This window comes from Pandoraea sputorum (assembly GCF_000814845.2).
In the GTDB taxonomy this organism is placed as follows: domain Bacteria; phylum Pseudomonadota; class Gammaproteobacteria; order Burkholderiales; family Burkholderiaceae; genus Pandoraea; species Pandoraea sputorum.
The window spans coordinates 2164496-2186443 of record NZ_CP010431.2; the positions used below are offsets into that span (position 1 = coordinate 2164496).

Annotated in this window: 19 protein-coding genes and 1 tRNA gene; 10 read left to right on the forward strand and 10 right to left on the reverse strand. The window is 61.6% G+C overall.

Going from position 1 to position 21948, the window contains the following annotated elements; translation table 11 throughout:
* Position 1 precedes the first annotated feature (1 nt).
* The 6 genes from NA29_RS09640 (at position 2) to NA29_RS09670 (ending at position 3321) form a co-directional block, all read left to right on the forward strand.
* On the forward strand, positions 2-664 hold the full coding sequence (locus tag NA29_RS09640; RefSeq protein ID WP_039397782.1) for a DUF2612 domain-containing protein: 663 nt from the start codon (positions 2-4) through the stop codon (positions 662-664).
* Positions 665-718: 54 nt separating this feature from the next.
* On the forward strand, positions 719-1723 hold the full coding sequence (locus NA29_RS26240) for a hypothetical protein (protein WP_224786803.1): 1005 nt from the start codon (positions 719-721) through the stop codon (positions 1721-1723).
* Between the two features lie 2 nt (positions 1724-1725).
* The gene (locus NA29_RS09655; protein ID WP_039397783.1) at positions 1726-1917 is read left to right on the forward strand and encodes a hypothetical protein; all 192 of its coding nucleotides are present in this window, start codon (positions 1726-1728) and stop codon (positions 1915-1917) included.
* Positions 1918-1998: 81 nt separating this feature from the next.
* A complete protein-coding gene (locus NA29_RS09660; protein ID WP_039397785.1) occupies positions 1999-2292 on the forward strand; it encodes a phage holin family protein in 294 nt (97 codons plus the stop codon).
* 88 nt (positions 2293-2380) lie between these two features.
* The gene (locus NA29_RS09665) at positions 2381-2836 is read left to right on the forward strand and encodes a glycoside hydrolase family 24 protein (protein ID WP_197701874.1); all 456 of its coding nucleotides are present in this window, start codon (positions 2381-2383) and stop codon (positions 2834-2836) included.
* On the forward strand, positions 2836-3321 hold the full coding sequence (locus NA29_RS09670; protein ID WP_039397789.1) for a DUF2514 family protein: 486 nt from the start codon (positions 2836-2838) through the stop codon (positions 3319-3321). Before NA29_RS09665 ends, NA29_RS09670 begins: the two co-directional genes overlap by 1 nt.
* A gap of 185 nt (positions 3322-3506) precedes the next feature.
* On the opposite strand, the gene NA29_RS09675 is transcribed toward NA29_RS09670, so the two are convergent.
* Positions 3507-3764, reverse strand: coding sequence for a hypothetical protein (locus NA29_RS09675; protein WP_039397791.1), 258 nt, complete (start codon positions 3762-3764; stop codon positions 3507-3509).
* A 1633-nt stretch (positions 3765-5397) separates the two neighbouring features.
* A tRNA-Pro gene (locus tag NA29_RS09685) sits at positions 5398-5474 on the reverse strand.
* Between the two features lie 300 nt (positions 5475-5774).
* On the opposite strand from NA29_RS09685, the gene NA29_RS09690 reads away from it, so the two are divergent.
* Entirely contained in the window at positions 5775-7463 is a 1689-nt protein-coding gene (locus NA29_RS09690) for an AMP-binding protein (protein ID WP_039397793.1), read from the forward strand.
* A gap of 23 nt (positions 7464-7486) precedes the next feature.
* On the opposite strand, the gene NA29_RS09695 is transcribed toward NA29_RS09690, so the two are convergent.
* Complete coding sequence (locus NA29_RS09695; RefSeq protein ID WP_039397795.1) at positions 7487-8260, reverse strand: sulfite exporter TauE/SafE family protein; 774 nt, start codon at positions 8258-8260, stop codon at positions 7487-7489.
* A 475-nt stretch (positions 8261-8735) separates the two neighbouring features.
* Between NA29_RS09695 and gshA the strand changes: the two genes are divergently transcribed.
* The gene (gshA, locus tag NA29_RS09700; RefSeq protein WP_052253229.1) at positions 8736-10298 is read left to right on the forward strand and encodes a glutamate--cysteine ligase; all 1563 of its coding nucleotides are present in this window, start codon (positions 8736-8738) and stop codon (positions 10296-10298) included.
* 81 nt (positions 10299-10379) lie between these two features.
* On the opposite strand, the gene NA29_RS09705 is transcribed toward gshA, so the two are convergent.
* The 5 genes from NA29_RS09705 to NA29_RS09725 form a co-directional block, all read right to left on the reverse strand.
* The gene (locus NA29_RS09705) at positions 10380-10703 is read right to left on the reverse strand and encodes an AzlD domain-containing protein (protein WP_039397797.1); all 324 of its coding nucleotides are present in this window, start codon (positions 10701-10703) and stop codon (positions 10380-10382) included.
* Entirely contained in the window at positions 10700-11437 is a 738-nt protein-coding gene (locus NA29_RS09710; protein ID WP_039397799.1) for an AzlC family ABC transporter permease, read from the reverse strand. The genes NA29_RS09705 and NA29_RS09710 overlap by 4 nt, the downstream gene beginning before the upstream one ends.
* A 210-nt stretch (positions 11438-11647) precedes the next feature.
* Complete coding sequence (locus tag NA29_RS09715) at positions 11648-14164, reverse strand: penicillin-binding protein 1A (protein WP_371328960.1); 2517 nt, start codon at positions 14162-14164, stop codon at positions 11648-11650.
* A 208-nt stretch (positions 14165-14372) separates the two neighbouring features.
* Positions 14373-15005, reverse strand: a complete 633-nt coding sequence (locus tag NA29_RS09720) for a LysE family translocator (protein WP_039397803.1) — start codon at positions 15003-15005, stop codon at positions 14373-14375.
* A gap of 140 nt (positions 15006-15145) precedes the next feature.
* Positions 15146-15451: a hypothetical protein gene (locus tag NA29_RS09725; RefSeq protein ID WP_306592198.1), complete on the reverse strand. Its 306-nt coding sequence runs from the start codon at positions 15449-15451 to the stop codon at positions 15146-15148.
* A 330-nt stretch (positions 15452-15781) separates the two neighbouring features.
* Here NA29_RS09725 and NA29_RS09730 point away from each other — a divergent pair, with 330 nt between their 5' ends.
* On the forward strand, positions 15782-17404 hold the full coding sequence (locus tag NA29_RS09730; protein ID WP_039397805.1) for a methyl-accepting chemotaxis protein: 1623 nt from the start codon (positions 15782-15784) through the stop codon (positions 17402-17404).
* Positions 17405-17516: 112 nt separating this feature from the next.
* Positions 17517-17924 (forward strand): hypothetical protein, encoded by a 408-nt coding sequence (locus NA29_RS09735; protein WP_039397807.1) that lies wholly within the window; start codon positions 17517-17519, stop codon positions 17922-17924.
* 101 nt (positions 17925-18025) lie between these two features.
* On the opposite strand, the gene NA29_RS09740 is transcribed toward NA29_RS09735, so the two are convergent.
* Both NA29_RS09740 and NA29_RS09745 read right to left on the reverse strand, forming a co-directional pair.
* Positions 18026-19768: an NADPH-dependent assimilatory sulfite reductase hemoprotein subunit gene (locus tag NA29_RS09740; RefSeq protein ID WP_052252758.1), complete on the reverse strand. Its 1743-nt coding sequence runs from the start codon at positions 19766-19768 to the stop codon at positions 18026-18028.
* A 19-nt stretch (positions 19769-19787) separates the two neighbouring features.
* Positions 19788-21647: an assimilatory sulfite reductase (NADPH) flavoprotein subunit gene (locus NA29_RS09745; RefSeq protein ID WP_039397809.1), complete on the reverse strand. Its 1860-nt coding sequence runs from the start codon at positions 21645-21647 to the stop codon at positions 19788-19790.
* Positions 21648-21948: the final 301 nt, after the last annotated feature.

Sequence of the window (21948 nt, forward strand, 5' to 3'; positions counted from 1 at the left end):
TATGGCTGACATTACCGATTACACCGGAAAGCTCACTTCCGAGCACGCCGACAAGCCGCGCTATGCGGCGATGGTTCGGGCGGTCACGCAGTGCTTTGTCGATGTGCAGGATGCACTCGCGAGCCTGCCGGCAAGCTTCGACCTCGACAGCGCCATAGGGAAACAGCTCGACGGTGTGGGGCTGTGGGTGGGCGTGTCCCGCAATATCCGTGCACCGCTGTCCGGGGTGTACTTCTCGTTCGATACGGCGGGGCTTGGTTTAGATCAAGGGGTATGGAGAGGTCCGTTCGATCCGGATACGGGGGTGACGACGCTCGATGACGAGACCTATCGGCTTCTCATCCGGGCACGTATCGGTGCGAACCATTGGGATGGAACACTGGCGGGGTCGAAGGCGATTCTGAGCCAGATTTTCAACACCGGCACCCATGTTTTTATTCAGGATAACCAGGACATGTCGATCACGGTCGGCATTTCCGGCAAGGTCCCCTCGGCCCTGTTTCTCGCGCTGCTGTCTGGCGGTTACATCCCGATCAAGCCTCAGTCGGTTCGGATCAGCTTCTATATCGTGACGTCAGTCAGCGACTCGCCGATTTTCGGGTTCGATATGTCGAACGAGTATGTCGCAGGTTTTGATTCTGGCGCATGGGCCACACCGCTCTAATTCAACTCTCCGTTCCACCAGCCGCCTTCGGGCGGCTTTTTTTATGGGTAAGACATGACTGCAAACGATTTTTTGGCTTTCGCTAACGGCGCGTCGGCGAACGTGCTTCCACAGGCGGAATACGCAGCGCTGAGCGCGCTTTTGGCGTCCGGCTTTCAGGCGGGAACGGCCCAGTCTGCACAGGTAAACAAAGTCTGGCGACAGTCCAGCATCATGGCGGCAGTGCTGGCACAACTTATCGTCGACACGACAGGGCAGAACGCTGTCGACGATGGCACGACGGCTACGCTTCTTGCGAATCTGAAAGCGGCTGTTAGCGCTCGATCCGTCGGCGTCGTCGGGACGAGTCGTAACGCGTCGATGAGCATCGCCACGGCCAGCGTGACGGGCACGTTCACGGCCGACGAGCTGATCGTGGAAACGGCTCTGGGCGGACTGCGTTACAGCCTCGCTAATGTCTCCGACACGTTCAACCTGACGACGGACATGGACACCGGCAGTGCACCGGCGTCCGGTTACGTAGCGCTCTACAAGCTATTCAACCCTTCAACGGGTGCGAGTGTGCGCCGCATCGTCAACGCAACGTCGATCACAGCGCCCGAAGTATTCAGCGGTGCGAACCCACCGGCGGGATTCACCGCATCGGCACTGGTCGCGGTGGTGCCGACGAATGCGTCGGCGCAATTCGCCGCAGGAACGAATCTTGTGTGCAGATGGGTGAACCGGCCCGCCTCAATGGCGTTGAACTCTAGCGTTGTGAAAACCTCCTTCACCGCGTTGAACTTTACGAATATCCCGCGCAACGCCCGGCGAGCGAAGATCATTGTCGGCACGACATGCAACGCAGTCGGGACGACACAGACACTCGACCTGGCAATGGACGCCAACGCTTCGGGACAGATATCGTGCGGTGCCGCGACTTCGATTTCGGGGAACGGCAACAATTCGAATGCCATCGTCGACATCGGCACGCCGCAGACGCTTTTCTATCGTGCAGATAACACCCCGAATAACGGCACCGCGATCTTTTCCTTCTACGTCACCGGATACGAATTCTGAACATGCTCACTACTGTCTACTGTCAGTTTTCGGACGCTACCGAGAGTGCAATCGTCTCGGTCTTTGCGTGTCTGCAGGATCCCACCGATTGGCCCCATCAGGGCGAAGTCACGAGCGATGACAGCCGATATATCGCCTACTTCGACGGCGTCGGCAAAGACCTTCAACGCCACATGCTGAAGCCCGGCGAATAGCCCCTTTTTTAAACACGTTCGTCGCCGCTCGCCGCATCTACTCGCGGGCGGCGTCATTCTTTCGTAGGCGGGGAATTATCGATGGACGACCACAAGACTACCTGGACGATTCTGGGTCTTTTGGTATTGGGCGCCGTGATGGGCGTTGGGAAACTGCTCGTCAGCGATGAGATCCTGACATGGCGGCTGATTGTCGGGCGTGCGATTTTGGGCGCTGGTGCTTCGATGATCGCTGGCGTCGTACTCATCCAGATCCCGGACATTCCGCCGCTGGCGCTGCTGGGTATTGGCAGTGTGCTCGGTACGGTCGGCGCGCAGTTCATCGAGTTGCAACTCAAGCGTCGCGCAGGATCGTTTCGTAGCGGGAAGGGGTGAGCGATGGCCATGACGTTTTTATGCTCGTCTGGCAGGCCGGTGTCGCGATTGAATAAGGGGAGGGGGCATGGCTCGGATTGACTTGGTCATGGCCAGTGATCAGAACGTGTGCGCGTTTCTCGACATGTTGGCGTGGTCAGAATTCACATCACGGATCGCAGGTTCAGACGATGGTTACAACGTGATCGTGGGCGGCGGTACGTTCACCAGCTACGCGGACCATCCGAGGAAATCGGTGTGGATCCAGCGCTTTAATGTGTGGTCGACGGCCGCGGGGCGGTATCAACTCCTTTCGCGCTATTACGACGTGTATAAGCGGCAATTGGGCCTGCAGGATTTCTCTCCAGTGAGTCAGGACAAGATCGCGATACAGCAGATTTGCGAGCGAGGTGCGCTGAACGACATCATGGCGGGAAAGATCGAGTCTGCGATCTCGAAGTGCAGGAACATCTGGGCTAGTTTGCCCGGTGCGGGTTACGGTCAGATGGAACACGCGCTTGCACCGTTGCTTCAGCAGTATGTGAAAGCCGGAGGTGCAATGTGATGTGGTTCGATCCTCGCCTGTGGGGCGGCTTGTTGCTCGCTATGCTGCTGGCCGTATGCGGAGGTTATTGGAAGGGACATCACGACGCCGGACAGTCGTCAACGGTTGCTTCACAAGCCAGGCGGATTGACGACCTCACCGCCACCAACAACCTGTATCGCCAGACGACGCAAACGCTGGCCGGGATATCGATCGATGCAAAAAGATCTGCCGATGCCGCGAATGCGGCTGCTCGTACTTCTGATCTCGTCGCTGACGGGCTGCGCAAGCAACTCAGCCAGTACGTCAGCGCCGCGCGACATTCCACCCCTATCGCCGGAAGCTCGCCAACCGATGCGGGACCAGATCCCCTCGATCTGCTCGCAGGGATGCTCAGTCGGACTGACGAGGCTGCGGGAGCGCTCGCGAAGTTCGCTGACGCTACCCACATCGCCGGACTTGCCTGCGAGCGTAGCTACGATGCGTTGATGAAAAAAGATAATTAAAGTTATCAAAAATATTAAAAAGCTGCTAATTATTATCTTTTGTCGTGTGGCTTTGCATGATCAATCTCCGGATTTCAGCGAGTGGTTGAGGCAAGATGCTTTTGATCTGTTGTCAGAATAGCGAGCCTCGGACTCACGGTCATCAGAGATAAATCGCAGTTCACCGGCGCAGATTCACATGTTTGTTAAGCCGTGGAATACTCGTCAAGCGCTGGCACGCGGCCGTGCTGAAAGAGGACTTTCGGCGAGTCCATGGCCCCCGTCTCGGGATCGAGCTGGACTTCGTAAGCCGCCACACCCGCGTGCAGCTCGCGCATCGAGTGCGCGACGCGCACGGCGCCGAAGCTGGTGCGGACTGGCCGCACCTCTATGGGCAGCAGATTGCCGCCAGCCCCTTTACGGAAGGGGATGACGACGAATCGGGTGTTGTACAGATCTCGCATGGCGGCCTCCTTCGGGTGACTTCGAGAGAGGTAAATTAGCATGAGTGCTGTGTAAAAACACAGTGTTGGTGGCCATTAATTTAAGGACTCGTGAGTCGGTTGCGGCGTCGTAGAATCGGCGAAAACACAGCGGGGGAACTGGGATGCGAGGACTTATCGGGGTGTGTCTAATGTCCATGTGCACGATCGCATTTGGACAAGGCAACATTTGCGATTGCCAGCAGATCGTTTGAACGTGTTCAGTGTCAATGAACGTGGTTCCTGCTGAGTCAAAAAATGGCAGCTACGGGGCAGACCTGAAATTCACCTCCAGCGCTCCCATATGCTCGAAAGTCGATTTCTACGTCGACGGGACTCCGTACTTCACTATCCTCAGTCAGGGGAATCAGGGGGAGGACAGAGTATTCGGTCAGAAGGCGATTGTTCGATCCACTATCTCGAGCGTCTCATGCCGAGTATGTAAGCGGGCGGAAGGTGCCGCAGCGGCTTCGCGTTCAGATAACGATTCAGCAAACAAGGTACCGACGTCGCAGCTCGACGGTACGTGGTGTTCGCGTGATGCCTATGGACGGAACGCCATGTTGATCTCAGGCGCCTCGATTCGATTTGCGTTCGTAGGTGATTCCGGAAGCTCCGGCAATACGGGGACTATTTACCGATTGAACGATACTGACTTTGCAATAGCACTCGCCAACGGCTATCGAGGCTTGTATCGGATGAGGGGTAAAGACCACTGCAGTTGGATTGAGCGCGATGGGGCGCCCGCACCGCAGAGTGGCGGTGAGGTGTGCTGGATGACCTTGGCCACCTGACACATGCGGGCAAGCTATCGCGCTCCGGATAGGCGGTCGATCAAAGACAAGTCCGAGATGACCGTGCGGGCTCTTTTTGTTTTGCCCGCCTAGAATACAGGCAGACGCGGAATGCGTTCGTCAGCAAAATGGCGGTTGTGCGGAGTCGCTGCTTTCCAGCAGCTATCGACGACATCGTCGATGTCACGCACAATCATCATCTGCCTGTTCTAACGATGTCGCAGTTGTTCAGCACTTCAGCGCTTACGCTTCTTCTCTGCGTCGCGTCACTCATCGGCAACTCGAGTAAAGCATCGGCGGCCGAGGGGCAATCCGAGAAGCACTCCGGGCCGACCGTTATGGTTCATTTTGACTATTACCGAACGGACTACGCAATCCTCAGCAAACTTGAGGTGTGGTTTGGGAGAGCAACCAAACGAGCCCACGTCGGCGAGCTGGGTGAAAGCGAATTGCACCTCGATGGCAATGACGGCTACCTCTATATGTGCAGTCCTGATCCTGACCGGCTATACGACGTAGCTCGAGCGATCTTGCGAGCCTATCGGTTGACCGCAAAGGCTGACGTCACAGGATGGCGCGGCACGCATGCGGAGACATTTTCGCTTTCTCCGGGCAAGGCCGACCTGCACTCCAGCGGAGAGGATCGCACTTGCTCTCTCCGTGCATTCGCGCGAGCAATTTGCGATTAGGAATGGCACTGTCGTTCACGATGCTGACGTTGAGCGCAGATCATCACCTTCTGATATTGCGCTGTACGAATCAACCGATCGCTATAAACGAAAAAACCCGCACAGCCAAAGACTGTGCGGGTTTTTCAATTCTGGTCGGGGCGAGAGGATTTGAACCTCCGACCACCTGCACCCCATGCAGGTACGCTACCAGGCTGCGCTACGCCCCGTGAGAGATGCATCGCTAGGAAGCATCGCTCGAAAGAACGCGATTATAGCAGAGCTTTTCGCGCGAAAGATAGGGGGCGTGCGCGTCGGGCGCATCTTTTTTTGCTCCGACCGAGCGCTCGCCGCATCAACTCCTTGAATCGCTTCTGTTTTTCGCGCACGACCTTGCTCACGCATCGCGTCGTCAAGCATTCGCATGGCGTCCCGCATCCATGATGGTTATTCCGGATGTCGTATTCGAAGGGCCTCACGATAATGGAATTCTGCCTAAATCCATCGCCCATGAGGCTCGGAGACAAGCGATGCCGCACACCCAGGGATTCGGCGACGCACGCGACCTGCTGCTCGCGCAGCGCGCCCATTACGACGTGGCGTACCGTGATTTCCGTTGGCCTGTCCTCACCCATTTCAACTGGGCGCTGGATTTCTTCGATCCACAAGCGCAAGGCAACGACACCCCGGCCCTCTGGGTCGTAGAAGAAGACGGACGCGAAGCGCGTCTGTCGTTCGCCGAAATGTCGGCACGCTCCAATCGCGTCGCGAACTTCCTGCGGGCACAGGGCGTGGCGCGCGGTGACCGTGTCCTGCTCATGCTGCCCAATCAGGTCGAACTCTGGGACCTCATGCTTGCGTGCATGAAGCTCGGCGCCGTCATGATTCCCGCCACTACGCTGCTCGTTGCCGGTGACCTCGCCGACCGGCTGGAGCGCGGCCGCGTGCGGCACGTCGTCACCACCGCGCGCGATGCCATCAAGTTCGATGACCTGCCCGGTGACTATCGACGCATCGCGGTCGGCGATCATCCGCCCGACGGCTGGACGTCGCTCACGCTCGCCTACGAAGCCCCTGAACAGTTCGCACCCGACGGCGTCACGCTCGCGACCGATCCGCTGTTGCTGTACTTCACCTCAGGCACGACATCGCGTCCCAAACTCGTGCTCCATACGCATCAGAGCTACCCCGTCGGTCATCTCGCCACCATGTACTGGATCGGCCTTCAGCCGGGCGACGTGCACTGGAACATCAGCTCGCCGGGGTGGGCGAAGCACGCGTGGAGTTGCTTCTTCGCGCCATGGAATGCGGGCGCGACGATCTTCATTTACAACTTCTCGCGTTTCGACGCCCGCGCCGCGCTAGAGACGGCCGCGCGCTGCGAAGTGACGACGCTCTGCGCGCCGCCGACCGTCTGGCGCATGATGATTCAGGAAGACCTCGCGCGTCACGCGGTGAAGTTTCGCGAACTCATCGGCGCGGGCGAGCCGTTGAATCCCGAGGTCATCGATCAGGTGAAGCGGGCGTGGAACATCACGATTCGCGACGGCTACGGACAGACGGAAACCTGCTGCCAGATCGGCAACTCGCCGGGACAGACCGTCAAGGCGGGGGCGATGGGGCGGCCGATGCCGGGCTACCGTGTCGTGCTGCTCGATCCGGACGGCGCGGAAGCCGACGAAGGCGAAGTCGCGCTGGTGCTGTCGCCGCGTCCCGCCGGACTGATGCAAGGATACGAAGACGACAGCGAGAAGACCGCCTACGCAATGCGCGACGGCTACTACCACACCGGCGATGTCGCCATGCGCGACGACCGCGGCTACTTTACATACGTCGGGCGTGCCGACGATGTTTTCAAAGCGTCCGACTACCGCATCAGCCCGTTCGAGCTGGAGAGCGAACTCATCAAGCATCCCGCCGTGGCGGAAGCCGGTGTTGTGCCCAGTCCCGATCCGCTGCGTCTGGCTGTGCCAAAGGCGTTCATCACGTTGCGTTCGGGCTTTCAGGCAGATGACAAACTCGCGCTCGATATCCTGCGTTTCTGCCGCGACCATCTCGCACCCTACAAGCGCATTCGTCGCATCGAATTCTGCGATTTGCCAAAGACGATCTCGGGCAAGATCAGGCGCGTCGAACTCCGTCGCACGGAAGAGGGGCGGAGTCTGGAAGCGCGTCGGGAAATGGAATTCTGGGACGTCGATTTCGCCGATCTGAAGTGAGGCGTGAACGTCGCAGGCCCTGCTCAGCGTATGTGCTGGATCACAAGTTCGGCACCCAGCATGGCGAGGCCGATGAAGAAGCAGCGGCGGAACACCGGTGCGCTGACGCGGCTTCGCACCCACTGCCCGATGAACATGCCGCCCAGTGCGGGCGCCAGCGCCAGCAGCGACACGCCCATGGCCGGGCCGTGGAAGATGCCGTCGCGCGCCAGTCCGGCCGCCAGCGCAATCGTCGAGACGGTGAACGACAGGCCCATCGCCTGCACCAGATCGTCTTTGTCGAGATCGAGCGCCTGAACGAACGGCACACCCGGGATCACGAAGACGCCGGTTGCCGCCGTCACCAATCCCGTTGCCACGCCGACGACGCCGCCCACCGCGCCTTCGCGTCTGGCCGTCCAGTGTTTCGGCACGTGCAGGCGAACCGCCGCCAGTCCGAGCACGGAGTAGGCGAGCAACGCGACGCCCAGCGCCATCCCCGCGAGATTGCCACCGTTCGCCAGCCATCCGCTGCCAGCCCATGTGCCGACGCAGATGCCCAAGAGCATCGGCCACAGTCGCTTCGCCAGCGCGGCAAAGCGCGGCCCGGCCAGCAATTGCCAGATGTTGGTGACGAGTGACGGGACGATGAGCATCGCTGCAGCTTCGGCCGTCGGCATGGCCAGTCCGAGCAGGCCGATGGCCACCGTCGGCAGGCCCAGCCCGATCACGCCTTTGACGAAACCCGCGAGCAGGAAGGTGACGAGGCCCAGCGCCAGCAAGGGGAGGAGGTCGGTGAGGTGTTGAATATTCATCATGTCGCCAGTATCTGCGCGGTCTTTCGGGGCGCCAATGCGGCATTCGCGCAGGGGCACTCAGGCTGACGCTGAGGCTAATGCTGACCGTGCCGCTGAAGCTCACCCCAAGGCTCACACCAAAGCGCATTCCGAAGCTGGCCCGGAAGCCGAAAAGCCCTATTGAAGTGGCGGCCGACGCGGTTTGGCGTTTTCAGTTATGCTCAGGCCAAATTCGCGCCGTGCCGCGCATCGGGCGCGTCCTCCGGAATCCAGATTCCGGCGGTCGTGCCGCCGCCGTCGGCACCCCGTAGACCTCCGTATGTCGTTCGACGTCGAACCCCACGCCGATCATGACGCCTCGTCATGACGGGCTTCGGCGTCGACAGCCATGCCAAAGCAGTCCGCTTGCCCAGAGGGATGGAAGTTGGAAAACCAGAATCGTCAACACGAACACACCGCCGATGCCGCACTGCTCGACCAGCGTCTGGCGCTCATCATGCAACCCGCCCACCGCGACTTGCTCGGCCAGGGCTTGTCGGGCATCGAGCGTGAGACGCTGCGCGTCGAAAGCGACGGCGAACTTGCGCTGACGCCGCACCCGCACGCGCTTGGCTCGGCCCTGACCAACGACGAAATCACCACCGATTACTCCGAAGCGCTGCTCGAATTCATCACGCCGCCGCAGCACGACGCGGCCGCCGTCATCGCCCGTCTCGACGAAATCCATCAGTTCGCCTATCGCAAGCTCGGCGCAGAATTGCTGTGGAGCGATTCGATGCCGCCCGCACTGCCGCCGGAAGACGTGATTCCGATTGCCGACTACGGCACCTCTCACATCGGCATGCTCAAGCATGTCTACCGTCGGGGCCTCGCGCTGCGCTACGGCAAGCCGATGCAATGCATCGCCGGTATTCACTACAACTTCTCGCTGGCCGAGCCGGTGTGGGAACTGCTGCGCGAAGCCGAAGGCTCGAAGGACAGCGCACGCGATTATCAGTCGGCGCGCTACGTCGCCCTCATCCGCAATTTCCGCCGCTACAGCTGGCTGCTGATGTACCTGTTCGGTGCGTCGCCGGTGCTGCATGCCGAGTTCCTGCGTGGACGTAATCACGGCCTCGATTCGTTCGACGAAGGAACGCTGGGCCTGCCGTACGCGACCAGCCTGCGCATGAGCGACCTCGGCTATCAGAACAGTGCGCAGTCGGAAGTCTCGCCTTGCTATGACTGCCTGCCGAGCTACATCGATGCGCTCACCCAAGCCGTCAGCCAGCCGCACCCGGCTTACGAGGCGCTGGGCACGAAGCGTGACGGCGAGTGGATTCAGCTCTCGACGAACCTGCTGCAAATCGAAAACGAGTTCTACGCGACGATTCGCCCCAAGCGCGTAACGTACAGTGGCGAACGTCCGGTGCAGGCGCTGGCGCGCCGCGGGGTGCAATACGTCGAAGTGCGTTGTATCGACATCGACCCGTTCCAGCCCGTCGGCATCGACGTCGATGCCGCACGGTTCATCGACGCCTTCCTGCTGTTCTGCGCGTTTGAGAATAGTCCGTCGTGCTCGAACGCCGAGAACATGGAGAATCGCGATAACTTCGCGCACGTCGTCAAGGAAGGCCGCAAGCCCGGACTTGTCCTGCATCGTGGCGGTGAAGCGATCACTTTGTTCGATTGGGCGGAAGACCTGCTCGATCGCATCGATCGCACGGCCGCGGCCTTCGACGCGCAACGCGGCGGCGCGCATTACGCGCACTCGATGGCGCTGCAACGCGCGAAAGTGCAGGACGTGACGCTCACGCCGTCCGCCCGCGTGATGGCGGCACTCGAACCGCTGCGCGGCAGGAAGGGCGGCGCGTTTCAGGCGTTCGCGCTGGATCAGAGCAAGCGTCACGCACAGACGCTGCGCGACATGCCGCTCGATCCGGCGGTCGTCGATCACTTCGAGACACTGGCCCGTAAATCGCTCGACACGCAGGCTGAACTGGAACGCACGCAGGTCGGTGACTTCGACGCGTTCGTCGCTGCTTATCGTGCTGGCACGCTGGGTACCGTGTCAGTCTGACGCCGCATATTGCCGCAAAAAAAAGCGCCTTTCGGGGCGCTTTTTTCTTTCGGCTTCGTTGTTTTCCTAACGATCCCGCCGCTATGCCAATACGCCCAGTTGCCAGGCGAAGAACACGGCCAGCCCTGCGCCGATGGTGAGCAATTGATGGCGTGTCGCCGCACAGACGGCGATGGCGACGAGGGCCGCCACGAGTTGTGGATTGCGCCACGTCAGTTCGAGACCGTTGCCATGGGGAGCTAACGTCATCGGGACAATGATCGCCGTGAGCACCGTCACCGGGACAAACGACAACGCTTCGCGCAACCACTCCGGGAACCTTACGCGGTCGCCCAGCACGAAGATGCCCGCCTTGACCGCGAACGTGACCGTCGCCATGCCGAGAATCGCCAGGACGTAGTTCATTGGGCACCTCGCGTCGACGTCGGTTGCGCGCCGCCGCGACGCTTCGCGTGCAGTGCGAGCATGCCTGCCGCGATGCCCAGCGCTACCGCGACCAGCAGGCCGAGCTTATAGGGCAGCGACTGACAAAGATACGCTGCCGTGCCTGCGACGACCGTCGCCACGGCCCACGGCATGCGCGCCATCTGCGGCACGATGATGGCGATAAAGGTCGCGACCATCGCGAAGTCGAGGCCCAGCGTTTGCAGACGTGGAAATGCAGCGCCGAACAAGAGGCCCGCGAGCGTCCACACTTGCCAGTTCACGTACATCGACAGCGCTGAGCCGAGGAAGTACCAATGGCCCATCGGATCGTCGGGATGACGGTGGAAGTGGCTGCTCGTCACGGCGAACGTCTCGTCCGTCAACAGGAATCCCAACAGCGCGCGCCAACGCAGGTTCAGATGCTTCACCTGCGGCAGTAGATTCGCGGCATACAGCATATGGCGCAGGTTGACGATGAACGTCGTCGCCCACAGCACGGCGTAGCCTACGCCGGTCGCAAAAAGCCCTGCGGCAATGAACTGGCTCGATCCCGCGAACACGGTGAGCGACATCAGTTGACCGTGCCAGAGTGCTAGCGGCGTGGTGGCGACCAGGGCGCCGAAGATCAGGCCGAACGGGGCCGCGCCGACGATCATCGGCAACGTGTCGCGGGCGCCTGCGGCAAAGCTTGCCGTGCGGGACAGAACCGGCATGGTGAGACGTTCCTGTGGGTTGAGGTGTTGGGGTGAAGGGAAAAAAGGGCAAAAAGAGGCCTTCGATGCCCCGAGCATAACGTTTTGCACCGCGTGTCGGCTTGTACGTTCTTGCGCTTGTCGTCGCGTCGCGCGATAGGACAGTCGACGCAAAAACGGCCACCGTTCGGTGGCCGTCGTTGGTAAAGGCTTGCGGTGGCTAATGGAGGCTTAGGGATGCTTGAACATGTCCAGAATCCGGGCCTTTTCGCTGGCATCCGTGCCGCCGGGCGAAGGCGGTTGCGCGGCGGCCGGCGGCGGGGCGGCAGGTGAGGGCGAGCCGTTACCGAAGAACGGCAGCGAGAAGCCGCCGCTGTTGTCTTCGATGCCGATGCTCGCCACAAACCCGTTGCCCGGCAGCTTGTCCGTCTCGTACAACTCGCCGTTCACCACACTCACGCCGTCGGGCATGGCCATCTGCTGTTGCGGCACGCCGTTTAGCGCCACGCCCATGTATTTCGTCCACACTGGCAGCGCGAGTTGCGCACCGAATTCGCGGCTACCCAATGTCTTCGGCTGATCGAAACCGATCCACGCGACGGCCACGAGCGAGTGCTGATAGCCAGCGAACCAGCCATCCAGCGCGTCGTTGGTCGTGCCTGTCTTGCCCGCCAGGTCGGAGCGCTTGAGCACGTTCGTGCCGGAGCCCGTTCCGCGCTGCGCCACCGTTTGCAGCAGGCTGTTCATGATGTATGCGTTCGGTGCGGAGATCGCACGGGCAGCGTTCACGCCTGCCACGACCGGCGTCGCCTTGTTCAGGATGTTGCCGCGTGCATCGCGAATCTCGCTGATGAGATAGGGCGCGACACGGTAGCCGCCGTTCGCGAACACCGCATAGGCACCGGCGAGTTGCAGCGGCGTCGTCTGTCCGGCACCCAGCGCCATCGGTAGATACGGCGGCACCTTGTCCGCGTCGAAGCCGAAACGCGTGGCGTAATCCTGCGTGTATTGCGTGCCGGCGAACTGCAGCAGACGAATCGCTACGAGGTTCTTGGAGCGTTGCAGGCCCTCGCGCACGGTCATCGGACCGCTGAAGGCGTCGTCGTCGTGCGGATCCCACGCCTGACCGCCCGTCTGTGCGGGCGGCAGGTTCAGCGGGCCGTCCATCACCATCGTGGCGGGGCTCACGCCCTTCTCGATCGCTGCCGAGTACACGACCGGCTTGAACGTCGAGCCCGGCTGACGCCATGCCTGCGTCGCGCGGTTGAACTTGCTCTGGTTGAAGTCGAAGCCGCCGATCAGGGCGCGAATCGCGCCGTCGTCCGGCGAGAGCGAAACGAGTGAGCCTTGCACTTCGGGCAGTTGCGAGATGCGCCACTTGCCGCGCGCGTCCTTCATCACGCGGATGATCGAGCCGGGGCGGATGCGGACCTTCTCGCTGGCCTTGGCCGAGAGCGCCGACGCCGCGAAGCCGATGCCGTCGCCGTTGATCACGGCGGCGTCGCCCGAGAGGGGAACCGCCGTCACTTGCGAGGTGCTTGCGGCCACGACCACAGCCGCCACGAGATCGCCGTTATCGGGGTGTTCGAGCAGCGTGTCTTCGATCAGTTGCTGACGATCGGGCATGGCCGCTGGCAGTTCCACGAAACCTTCCGGGCCGCGATAGCTATGGCGACGCTCGTAATCGAGCACGCCCGCGCGAACGGCTTCGTAAGCGGCCTGCTGCTTCCTGGAATCGAGCGTGGTGATGACGGTCAGGCCGCGCGTGTAGGCGTCGTCCTTGTACTCGTCGTACACCGCCTGACGCACCATTTCCGCCACATATTCGGCGTGGACGTTGTACTCGTTGCCGGACGTGCGCGTACGGATCGGTTCATGCAGGGCATCTTCGTACTGATTGCGCGAGATGTAGCCCAGATCGAGCATGCGCTTGAGGATGTATTCCTGACGAATCTTCGCGCGCTTCGGGTTGACGATCGGGTTGTAAGCGGAAGGCGCCTTGGGCAGTCCGGCAAGCATGGCGGCTTCGCCAAGCGTGATGTCCTTGAGGTCCTTTCCGAAATAAATGCGCGCGGCGCTGGCGAAGCCATAAGCGCGCTGTCCCAGATAGATCTGGTTCATGTACAGCTCGAGAATCTTGTCCTTGGACAGCGCGGACTCGATCTTGTACGCGAGCAGCATTTCATAAATCTTGCGGGTCGCCGTCTTCTCGCGGGAAAGGAAGAAGTTACGCGCGACCTGCATGGTGATCGTGCTGGCACCCTGTGCCGCACCGCCGTGCATGACGTCGGAGACACCCGCGCGCAGAATGCCGATGAAGTCGACCCCGCCGTGATCGTAGAAGCGGTAATCCTCGATCGCGAGGACCGCCTTCTTCATCACATCCGGAATCTGATCGATGGTCACCAGGCTGCGACGCTCTTCGCCGAATTCGCCGATCAGCACGTTATCGGACGTGTAGACCCGCAGCGGCACCTTGGGCCGGTAGTCGGTGATGACGTCGAGCGCGGGCAGATTGGGGCGCATGACGATCAGCGCGTAGCCGACGATCAGGGCCGCGACCACGGCCAACCCTGCCAGCGTGGCAAGGATGACGGCAAGCGTGCCGAATCCGCGCTGACCGTGAGGGCGACGGTGGGGTGAAGGCGAGGCAGAGTGCGATGACTGCGCCTGAGGCGTGATGACGGGGGACTTACGGTGCGCGCGATGCGACGGCGCACGAGGCGGCAAACAATGCTTCAAGGACATACCCAACGAAGAATGCAGGATGGGAACAGGCCGGCCGGCCTAGCGCTGCGTGGATCCCCGCCGCGCGGCGAAATCGGTGCAGTATGCCACGCCCGGGGCGACACCCCCAAAAAAGTGGGGGGTGCGCCGCGGGGCAAACGGCAAAGGGTTAGAGCGACGTCCGCGTGCGGCGTTCGCCCGACGCCCGACTAAGCGGCATTACGTGTGCTCAGCGGCGTGCTTCGGTCGCCATGCGCAGCGCCAGTGCGCCGAGCACACCCCCCATGAGCCAGCGCTGGATGCGCAGCCATGCCGGGCGTTGACCGAGAAAACGCGAGATGGAGCCAGCGGACAGAGCGACCGAGGCGTTCACCGCCACGCTCACCACGATCTGCGTGAGGCCGAGTACCAGCGACTGAGTCAGCACGCTGCCGTGCTCCGGATGCACGAACTGGGGCAACAGCGCCAGATACAGCATCGCAATCTTAGGGTTGAGCACCGACGTGAACAAGCCCATCGTAAAGAGACGCCGGTTGCTGTCTTTGGGCAGCGTCGTCACTTCGAATGGCGAACGGCCACCCGGCTTGAGCGCTTGCCAGCACAGCCACAGCAAGTAGAGCGCACCGCCGAAGCGCAGCACGTCATACGCGTACGGCACGGCGAAGAGCAGGGCGGTGATACCGAAGGCGGCGCATAACATGTAGACGACGAAGCCAACTGCCACGCCGCCCAGCGACACGAGACCGGCCGCCGGTCCCTGACACAGCGAGCGTGAGATCAGGTACATCATGTTCGGCCCTGGCGTCAGGGCCATGCCGAAGGCGACCAGCGCGAAGGCCAGCCAGGTGGAGAGTGCGGGCATAGTTGTGGTGGCTGGAACGTCGATGCGTCCGCGCCATATCTGAGGAGCAAGTCGCAAGATACCACGCACTCGGCACGCACGCCGGTTGCCTGAACCGTGCAGTCACATCGGGGTGAATTTCCCCTGGATTCCCCGAGAAATCAGCCTAGCCGTTTGAGAAAGACGGTCATTTCCTTTTCGGCCTGACGGTCGCCGTGGGCCTGCGCAGCGGTAATGCCTTGCGTCCACGCGTCGCGCGCGCCATCGATGTCCCCAGCGCCCTGACGCGCTTTACCCAGCAGCTTCCACGCCGCGGTGTACTTAGGGTCGAACGCGACGCAATGGGTCAAGTGATCGGCCGCGACCGCGAAGTTCTGCGCGTCGAGATACGCCTTGCCAAGGCCAAAGCGCAGCAGGGCGTTGTCTTTGCCAGCCGCCAACAGTTTCTCAAGTCCGTCAATCATCATTTGAATATATCGTCGGTATATATAAAAAACGTAATAAGATCGCGCTGACTCCCCCGGTCACCCGCAGCATTCTGCTGTCCTTGCGTGCCTGCCCGGTGTTCTTTTCGGTATTCCCTCGTTTTGATCCATAAGACGTCACGAGCGCCGAATGCCGGACGCCAGTCATTTGATATCGATCAATCCGACGCCGACCGATACCTTGGCGCACGGGCACGTAAACCCGCAGGATGCTCAAGTCTGGCGTGAGGCACGCCGATGTGACAAGTATGACCGGCCCAAAAGAGGCCGGACAGGGGTGAGCTACCCATCACGTAAGACGGAGACGACAGCATGTTTCGGAGCTTTTCGATCAAGGCGCGCCTGGGCATCACCATGGCGCTGTTGGCTGTTTTGTTGATTCTGCTGGGCGCATTGGGCATTGCGGGTATGACACGCACCGGCGATGCGCTTCGCGAGACGTACGCCAATCACCTCGCCGCCACGGTGGCACTCGGTAAAGACAACGCCACACTTGCCCGCACCCGCGCGATTCTCGATCGCGTGGTGCTGCATCCCGAATCACCCGATGCCGACAAGGTGGCCGCGCGCGCGCGCAACATGATCAAGGACGCGAATGCTGCGTGGGCCGCGTATCAGGCCTTGCCGCACGGCGCCGAGGAGCAGCGTCTGGCGGACGATGTCGCGACACGCCGTGCGACCTTCTTCGATAAGGGCATGGATCCGATGCTGGCCGCCATCGATGCGCGCGACCGCACCGCGATGGACGACATCACGATGAACGTGCTGCCCAAGCATTACGCGACACTGACCGCTGCGAGCGACGCGCTGGCGGCGTACAAGATGAAGCTCGGGCAAGACACGTACGAAGCCTCGATGGCGGAACTGACGGCATTCCGCTGGCTGAGTATCGGGGCGACGGTGCTGGGTGTGCTCATGGCCATCGCCTGCTACTTCTCGCTGCGAGGCGCGATCATGCGGCCGCTGGGCGAGGCGCTCGCGCACTTCGAAAATATTTCCGCTGGGCAACTCGACAATCCCGTGCAAGTGCGCGGCAAGGACGAAATGTCGATGCTCATGCGCGGGCTGGAGACGATGCAGGCGCGTCTGGCGGGCACCATTCGCGGCGTGCGTCACAGTTGTGATGCGATGGCGACGGCCACGGCCGAGATTTCGGCGGGCAATACCGATCTGTCGGCGCGCACCGAGCAGCAGGCGGCCTCGCTGGAGGAGACCGCATCGTCGATGGAGCAACTGACGGCGACCGTCAAACAGAACGCCGACAACGCGCGTCAGGCGAGCCAGTTGGCGGTGAACGCTTCGGACATCGCCGCGCGCGGTGGACAGGTCGTCGCGCGCGTGGTCGATACGATGCAGGGCATCTCGGCGAGTTCGTCGCAGGTCGTGGACATCATCGGGGTGATCGACGGCATTGCCTTCCAGACCAACATCCTGGCGCTCAATGCGGCGGTGGAAGCGGCGCGTGCGGGTGAGCAGGGGCGCGGTTTCGCTGTGGTGGCTGGCGAGGTGCGCACGTTGGCCCAACGAAGTGCTACGGCTGCACGCGAGATCAAGGGGTTGATCGAGGCGTCGGTGCAGAAGGTGTCGGACGGCTCGACGTTGGTGACCGAGGCTGGCCGAACGATGGACGAGATCCTGCAAGCTGTGCAACGTGTGACCGACATCATGGGAGAGATTTCGGCGGCGTCGGACGAGCAGAGCGGTGGCATCGAGCAGGTGAATCAGGCCGTCACCCAGATGGACACGGTCACGCAGCAGAACGCGGCGCTGGTGGAGCAAGCGGCTGCGGCGGCGGCCTCGCTGGAGGATCAGACGAACGCGCTGCGAGAGGAAATGGCGCGATTCCGGCTGGGCGACGAAGGCGTGTCATCGGCCGGGGCGCGGCGTGTTGCGCTGCATGCCGTGGAGGATGCGAGGCTCTCGCTGGCAGCGTGATGGCGGCCTGAGGGGCGACCGATGCGACTGTGCGAGATGGGCATGTTCATGGCGGTGATGCGCCGAACCGGGTAACATTGCCCATCTTTTGCTCAGTTGAGGGTGTCGAAGTATGAAGCGAGTGGCGCTGATGGGGACGGTGGCCGTGCTGGCTGGCCTGATGGCAGGCTGTGGCCCGATCAACCAGATGAGCCGGCCCGATCCGGCGACGGGTCGACTGATCGACCAGGGAACCAGTGCCGATCGTTTCATGGTGCTCAACTGCATCTATCACGGCTGGAGCGAGTTGTCGCAGAACGTCGATTCGACGTCGTATGCCCGTCAAGGGGCTGACCGGGTGCGCGTGTATCGCGGTCACGACAAGGACAACAACGCGATCTACAACCCGTACGTCGACATCCTGCAAGGCGGCTTCGGTGCACGCGTTCAGTACTTCGAAACCCCCGACAGCAATCTGTCGCGCGATTTCGAAAACACCGTCAAGCGCTGCATGGTGCCTTACGCAGGCAGCAACGACTGACATTGGTGGCATCGGCAAGAAAAATAGCCCTGGCGCGAAAGTGCCGGGGCTTTTTTGTTGGCTTAGCGAGGGGCGAAAAGGCGAATCCCTATTATTAGGATTCAAGATTCGCTGCGTCCCTGACCGTGGAAATCTTCCCGGGCTTCGACGACTGCCGGGACGACGCCCTGACGCACAAGAAAATCGCCGAATGGCTCTCCGGGGGAGCGGTCTTGTGCATATCTCTGAAAAAGCGGCGTCAACTCGGCGACGATCTGGTCTTCGCTCAAGGACTCCTTGTGCAACTTGTTCAGACGCTGACCGTGAAAGCCCGCGCCGAGATACAGGTTGTACTTGCCCGCCGATTTGCCGACCAGACCGATCTCCGCGATGTACGGCCGCGCGCATCCGTTCGGGCAGCCCGTCATGCGAAGAGTGATCGGCTCGCCCGCCAGCCCCGCGTCGTCCAGCGCTTTCTCCAGACGTGTCACCAGACCGGGCAGGGCGCGCTCGCTCTCGGCCAGCGCCAGACCGCACGTCGGAAAGCCGACGCATGCCATGGAATTGATCCGTAAGGCGCTCTGGTGCTTGCCGTCGAGCAGGCCATACTCGCGCACCAGCGCTTCGATCTGCGGCTTCTTCGCTTCGCTCACCCGTCCCACGATCAGATTTTGATTGCCGGTGATGCGGATGTCGCCGTCGTGCACTTTCGCGATTTCACGCAATCCCGTCATCAACGGGTAGTCGTCCCAATCCTTCACACGGCCGTTCTGGATGAAAAGCGTGAGATGCCACCGGTCGTCCGCGCCTTTGAGCCAGCCGTACTGATCGCCGTTGGTTGAGAAGTGGAACGGCCGAGCGCTGTCCAGTTCCCAGCCGAGATAACGGTTCAGTTCCTCCCGGAACCACGCCACGCCACGGTCGTCGATGGTGTATTTGAGACGCGCATGCTTGCGGTTCGTCCGGTCGCCGAAGTCGCGCTGCACGAGCAGCACCTTCTCGGCCACGTCGACGATGCGCTCGGCCGGAATGTAGCCGATCACCGTGCCCGTGCGCGGATAGGTGGCAGCGTCGCCATGCGTCATACCCATGCCGCCGCCGACCGCGACGTTGAAGCCTTCGAGCTTGCCGTCGTTACCTACGATGGCGATGAAGCCGAGATCGTTCGCGAAGAGGTCGACATCGTTGTTCGGCGGAATCGCAATGGCGATCTTGAACTTGCGCGGCAGATAGTGCTTGCCGTAAATCGGTTCGTGATCCTCCTTGCCTGCGCCAAGGCGCTTGTCGCCCAGCCATATCTCGCGATAGGCGGTCGTTTGCGGCAGCAGATGCCGGTCGATCTTCAGGCACCAGTCCAACGCTTCGGCGTGTGCGGGCGAGAGGTGAGGGTTATTCGACACGAGCGTGTTGCGGTTGACGTCGCCGCATGCCGCGATGCTCGTCATCGCCACTTCATCGATGCCCCGAATGAGCGGGCGCAACTGATGCTTGAGGACGTTGTGATACTGCACCGTCTGACGCGTGGTGAGCCGGATCGTGTTACCGCCATACTTCTGTGCGAGCTCGTCGAGCCTGAGCCACTGCGCGGGCGTGCACACGCCGCCCGGCATGCGTAGACGGATCATGAACTGATACGCCGGTTCCAGTTTCTGCTTCTGCCGCTCCGCGCGAAGGTCGCGGTCGTCCTGCATGTACGAGCCGTGAAATTTGAGCAACTGGGCGTCCTTCTCGAAGATCGCGCCCGTGAGCGGATCGGCCAGCCCTTCGGCAATCGTGCCGCGCAGATACTGGCTCACGTCCTTGATCTTCTCGACTTCCGAGCGGGTTGCCGATGATGCGGCCCCGCTTGAGCTGGCTTGTGTCATGTGAGGTGCCTGTTCTGCATCAATAGACGTCGCGCTGATAGCGCTTTTCGCGTTGCAGCGTCTTCACGTATTCGGCGGCGGCTTCCTGCGACAGGTCGCCATGTTGTGCGATGACGTCGATCAGCGCCGTGTGGACGTCGCGCGCCATGTGCTCCGCGTCGCCGCAGACGTACAGATGCGCGCCTTCCTGCAGCCATTCGTACACCGCTTTGCCTTGCTCGCGAAGGCGGTGCTGCACGTACACCTTGTCTTCGGTGTCGCGCGAAAAGGCGAGATCGATTTTCGTCAGCACGCCATCTTTCACATAGCGTTGCCACTCACGCTGATAGAGGAAGTCCGTGCGGAAATTACGGTCCCCGAAGAAAAGCCAGTTCTTGCCCGGCGCATCGAGCGCCTGACGCTCTTCCACGAATGCCCGGAACGGTGCAATGCCGGTGCCCGGCCCGATCATGATGACCGGCGCATGCCCGTCCTGCGGCAGCTTGAAGTTGCGATTTGCTTCGATGTAGACGGGCACTGACGCCCCGGTTCGGTCGAGATCGGCGAGATAAGTTGACGCCACCCCGCGACGCGCACGTCCGTGGCTGTCGTAGCGTACCGCGCCGACCGTGATGTGGACCGCCGCCGGGTTGGCTGCCAGACTCGACGCGATGGAATACAAACGCGGTTGAAGCGTGCGCAGCGTGCCGACGAATTCGGCGGCTTTGAGTTTGCGCGCCGGGAACTGCCGCACGACATCTAGCACGTCGCGGCCATGCAGATAGTCGCGCAACGCCGCTTCATTGCCTGCCGAGAGTAACGTCCTGAGTTCGGTCGAATCGGTGAGAGCGGCGTATTTTTCGAGGAACGCGCGCGAGAGCGTGGTGATGTCGTAGGCGCCCAGGAACGCATCGCGCAGGCTGAGGGTGCGGTCGTGCGTGGTCGTCGTGGCCTGCGGGTCGAGCGCGAGGGTGTCGATCAGTTCGTCGACGAGAGACGCGTCGTTTTTCACGACGACGCCCAGCGCGTCGCCGGGTTCGTACGTCAGCCCCGAGCCTTCGAGCGAGAGTTCGAGGTGATGGACTTCCTTGGACGAACCGCGCCCTGACAGGGTGATGTTCTCCAGGACGGGCGCGTCGAACGGGGACTTTCGACTGTAGTGGGGCTCGGCCGTTGCCGTGGCGCCCACGCCTCCCGCCAGCGCGGCAAGCGTGAAGCTGTCCATCAGGTTGGCAGCCGCGCCGGTGGTCGATGCCTGTGATGCCGCTGCTTGTTTGAGGGGTTTGAGCAGTTTGAGCGTTTCGATCGCATCATCGATCCAGCGCTCGGCTGGCGTGTCGTAATCGACGTCGGAGTCCACCCGGGAGACCAGACGCTCGGCACCGAGTGCTGCCAATCGGGTATCGAAGTCCTTTCCTGCCTGGCAGAACTTCTCGTAGCTGGAGTCGCCCAGCCCCAGCACGGCAAAGCGCGTGCCATCGAGCCGGGGGGCGTTGTCGCTATGGAGGAAATCGTAGAAGTCTCGGGCGTCGTCAGGCGGCTCGCCTTCGCCCTGCGTCGACACTGCGACGAGCAGCAGCTTGTCGTGCTTCAGGCGCGACGACTTGTAATCACCCATCGCAAACAGCTCGACCTTGAACCCGGCGGCCGTCGCACGTGCTTTCGCTTGTTCGGCGACTTCCTGCGCGTGGCCTGTCTGGGAGCCGTAGAGAATAGTGAGTTGTGGTGCGCTGGCGTTCCCGGTTGCGGCGACCGCCCCTGGCTGGCCGACCTGACGGACGGAGTGATTGATCCCGGCGAGAAATCCCCGCACCCAGGCCATCTGCTCGGCGGAAAGGCCATCGACCAGTTGGCTGAGCAACTGGACTTGCTGAAGGTTGAGCGGTGAAGTCTCTTGCATGTCGGTTTGGGCTCCAGAGGCCGGACCGGCAGGGCGTTACGGCGGGGCAATCCCGTCCAGACGCCCCCGCAATGGACCGGCAAGGGATACTCATCACCCTATGCCTCAGGCTTTAGAAATTAAAATAATAAAAATTAATTTTTATATATCCAATTTCCATATCGTCATATAGAGGTGGGGGAATAACGGGTCTCGGGTGCGTAATACGAATACGCGCGATGACGGCATGTTCGCGGTCAAATCGGGGGGAGGTGTTGCGAAATCGGGGTCGGATGTGCGCAGGATGTCGGCAATGCGAACG

What these genes read in the sequence shown, in the direction of transcription:
- NA29_RS09640 (WP_039397782.1), top strand. Translation starts at nt 2, where the DNA reads ATGGCTGACATTACCGATTACACCGGAAAGCTCACTTCCGAGCACGCC.
- NA29_RS26240 (WP_224786803.1), top strand. Translation starts at nt 719, where the DNA reads ATGACTGCAAACGATTTTTTGGCTTTCGCTAACGGCGCGTCGGCGAAC.
- NA29_RS09655 (WP_039397783.1), top strand. Translation starts at nt 1,726, where the DNA reads ATGCTCACTACTGTCTACTGTCAGTTTTCGGACGCTACCGAGAGTGCA.
- NA29_RS09660 (WP_039397785.1), top strand. Translation starts at nt 1,999, where the DNA reads ATGGACGACCACAAGACTACCTGGACGATTCTGGGTCTTTTGGTATTG.
- NA29_RS09665 (WP_197701874.1), top strand. Translation starts at nt 2,381, where the DNA reads ATGGCCAGTGATCAGAACGTGTGCGCGTTTCTCGACATGTTGGCGTGG.
- NA29_RS09670 (WP_039397789.1), top strand. Translation starts at nt 2,836, where the DNA reads ATGTGGTTCGATCCTCGCCTGTGGGGCGGCTTGTTGCTCGCTATGCTG.
- NA29_RS09675 (WP_039397791.1), bottom strand. Translation starts at nt 3,764, where the DNA reads ATGCGAGATCTGTACAACACCCGATTCGTCGTCATCCCCTTCCGTAAA.
- NA29_RS09690 (WP_039397793.1), top strand. Translation starts at nt 5,775, where the DNA reads ATGCCGCACACCCAGGGATTCGGCGACGCACGCGACCTGCTGCTCGCG.
- NA29_RS09695 (WP_039397795.1), bottom strand. Translation starts at nt 8,260, where the DNA reads ATGATGAATATTCAACACCTCACCGACCTCCTCCCCTTGCTGGCGCTG.
- gshA (WP_052253229.1), top strand. Translation starts at nt 8,736, where the DNA reads ATGCAACCCGCCCACCGCGACTTGCTCGGCCAGGGCTTGTCGGGCATC.
- NA29_RS09705 (WP_039397797.1), bottom strand. Translation starts at nt 10,703, where the DNA reads ATGAACTACGTCCTGGCGATTCTCGGCATGGCGACGGTCACGTTCGCG.
- NA29_RS09710 (WP_039397799.1), bottom strand. Translation starts at nt 11,437, where the DNA reads ATGCCGGTTCTGTCCCGCACGGCAAGCTTTGCCGCAGGCGCCCGCGAC.
- NA29_RS09715 (WP_371328960.1), bottom strand. Translation starts at nt 14,164, where the DNA reads ATGTCCTTGAAGCATTGTTTGCCGCCTCGTGCGCCGTCGCATCGCGCG.
- NA29_RS09720 (WP_039397803.1), bottom strand. Translation starts at nt 15,005, where the DNA reads ATGCCCGCACTCTCCACCTGGCTGGCCTTCGCGCTGGTCGCCTTCGGC.
- NA29_RS09725 (WP_306592198.1), bottom strand. Translation starts at nt 15,451, where the DNA reads ATGATGATTGACGGACTTGAGAAACTGTTGGCGGCTGGCAAAGACAAC.
- NA29_RS09730 (WP_039397805.1), top strand. Translation starts at nt 15,782, where the DNA reads ATGTTTCGGAGCTTTTCGATCAAGGCGCGCCTGGGCATCACCATGGCG.
- NA29_RS09735 (WP_039397807.1), top strand. Translation starts at nt 17,517, where the DNA reads ATGAAGCGAGTGGCGCTGATGGGGACGGTGGCCGTGCTGGCTGGCCTG.
- NA29_RS09740 (WP_052252758.1), bottom strand. Translation starts at nt 19,768, where the DNA reads ATGACACAAGCCAGCTCAAGCGGGGCCGCATCATCGGCAACCCGCTCG.
- NA29_RS09745 (WP_039397809.1), bottom strand. Translation starts at nt 21,647, where the DNA reads ATGCAAGAGACTTCACCGCTCAACCTTCAGCAAGTCCAGTTGCTCAGC.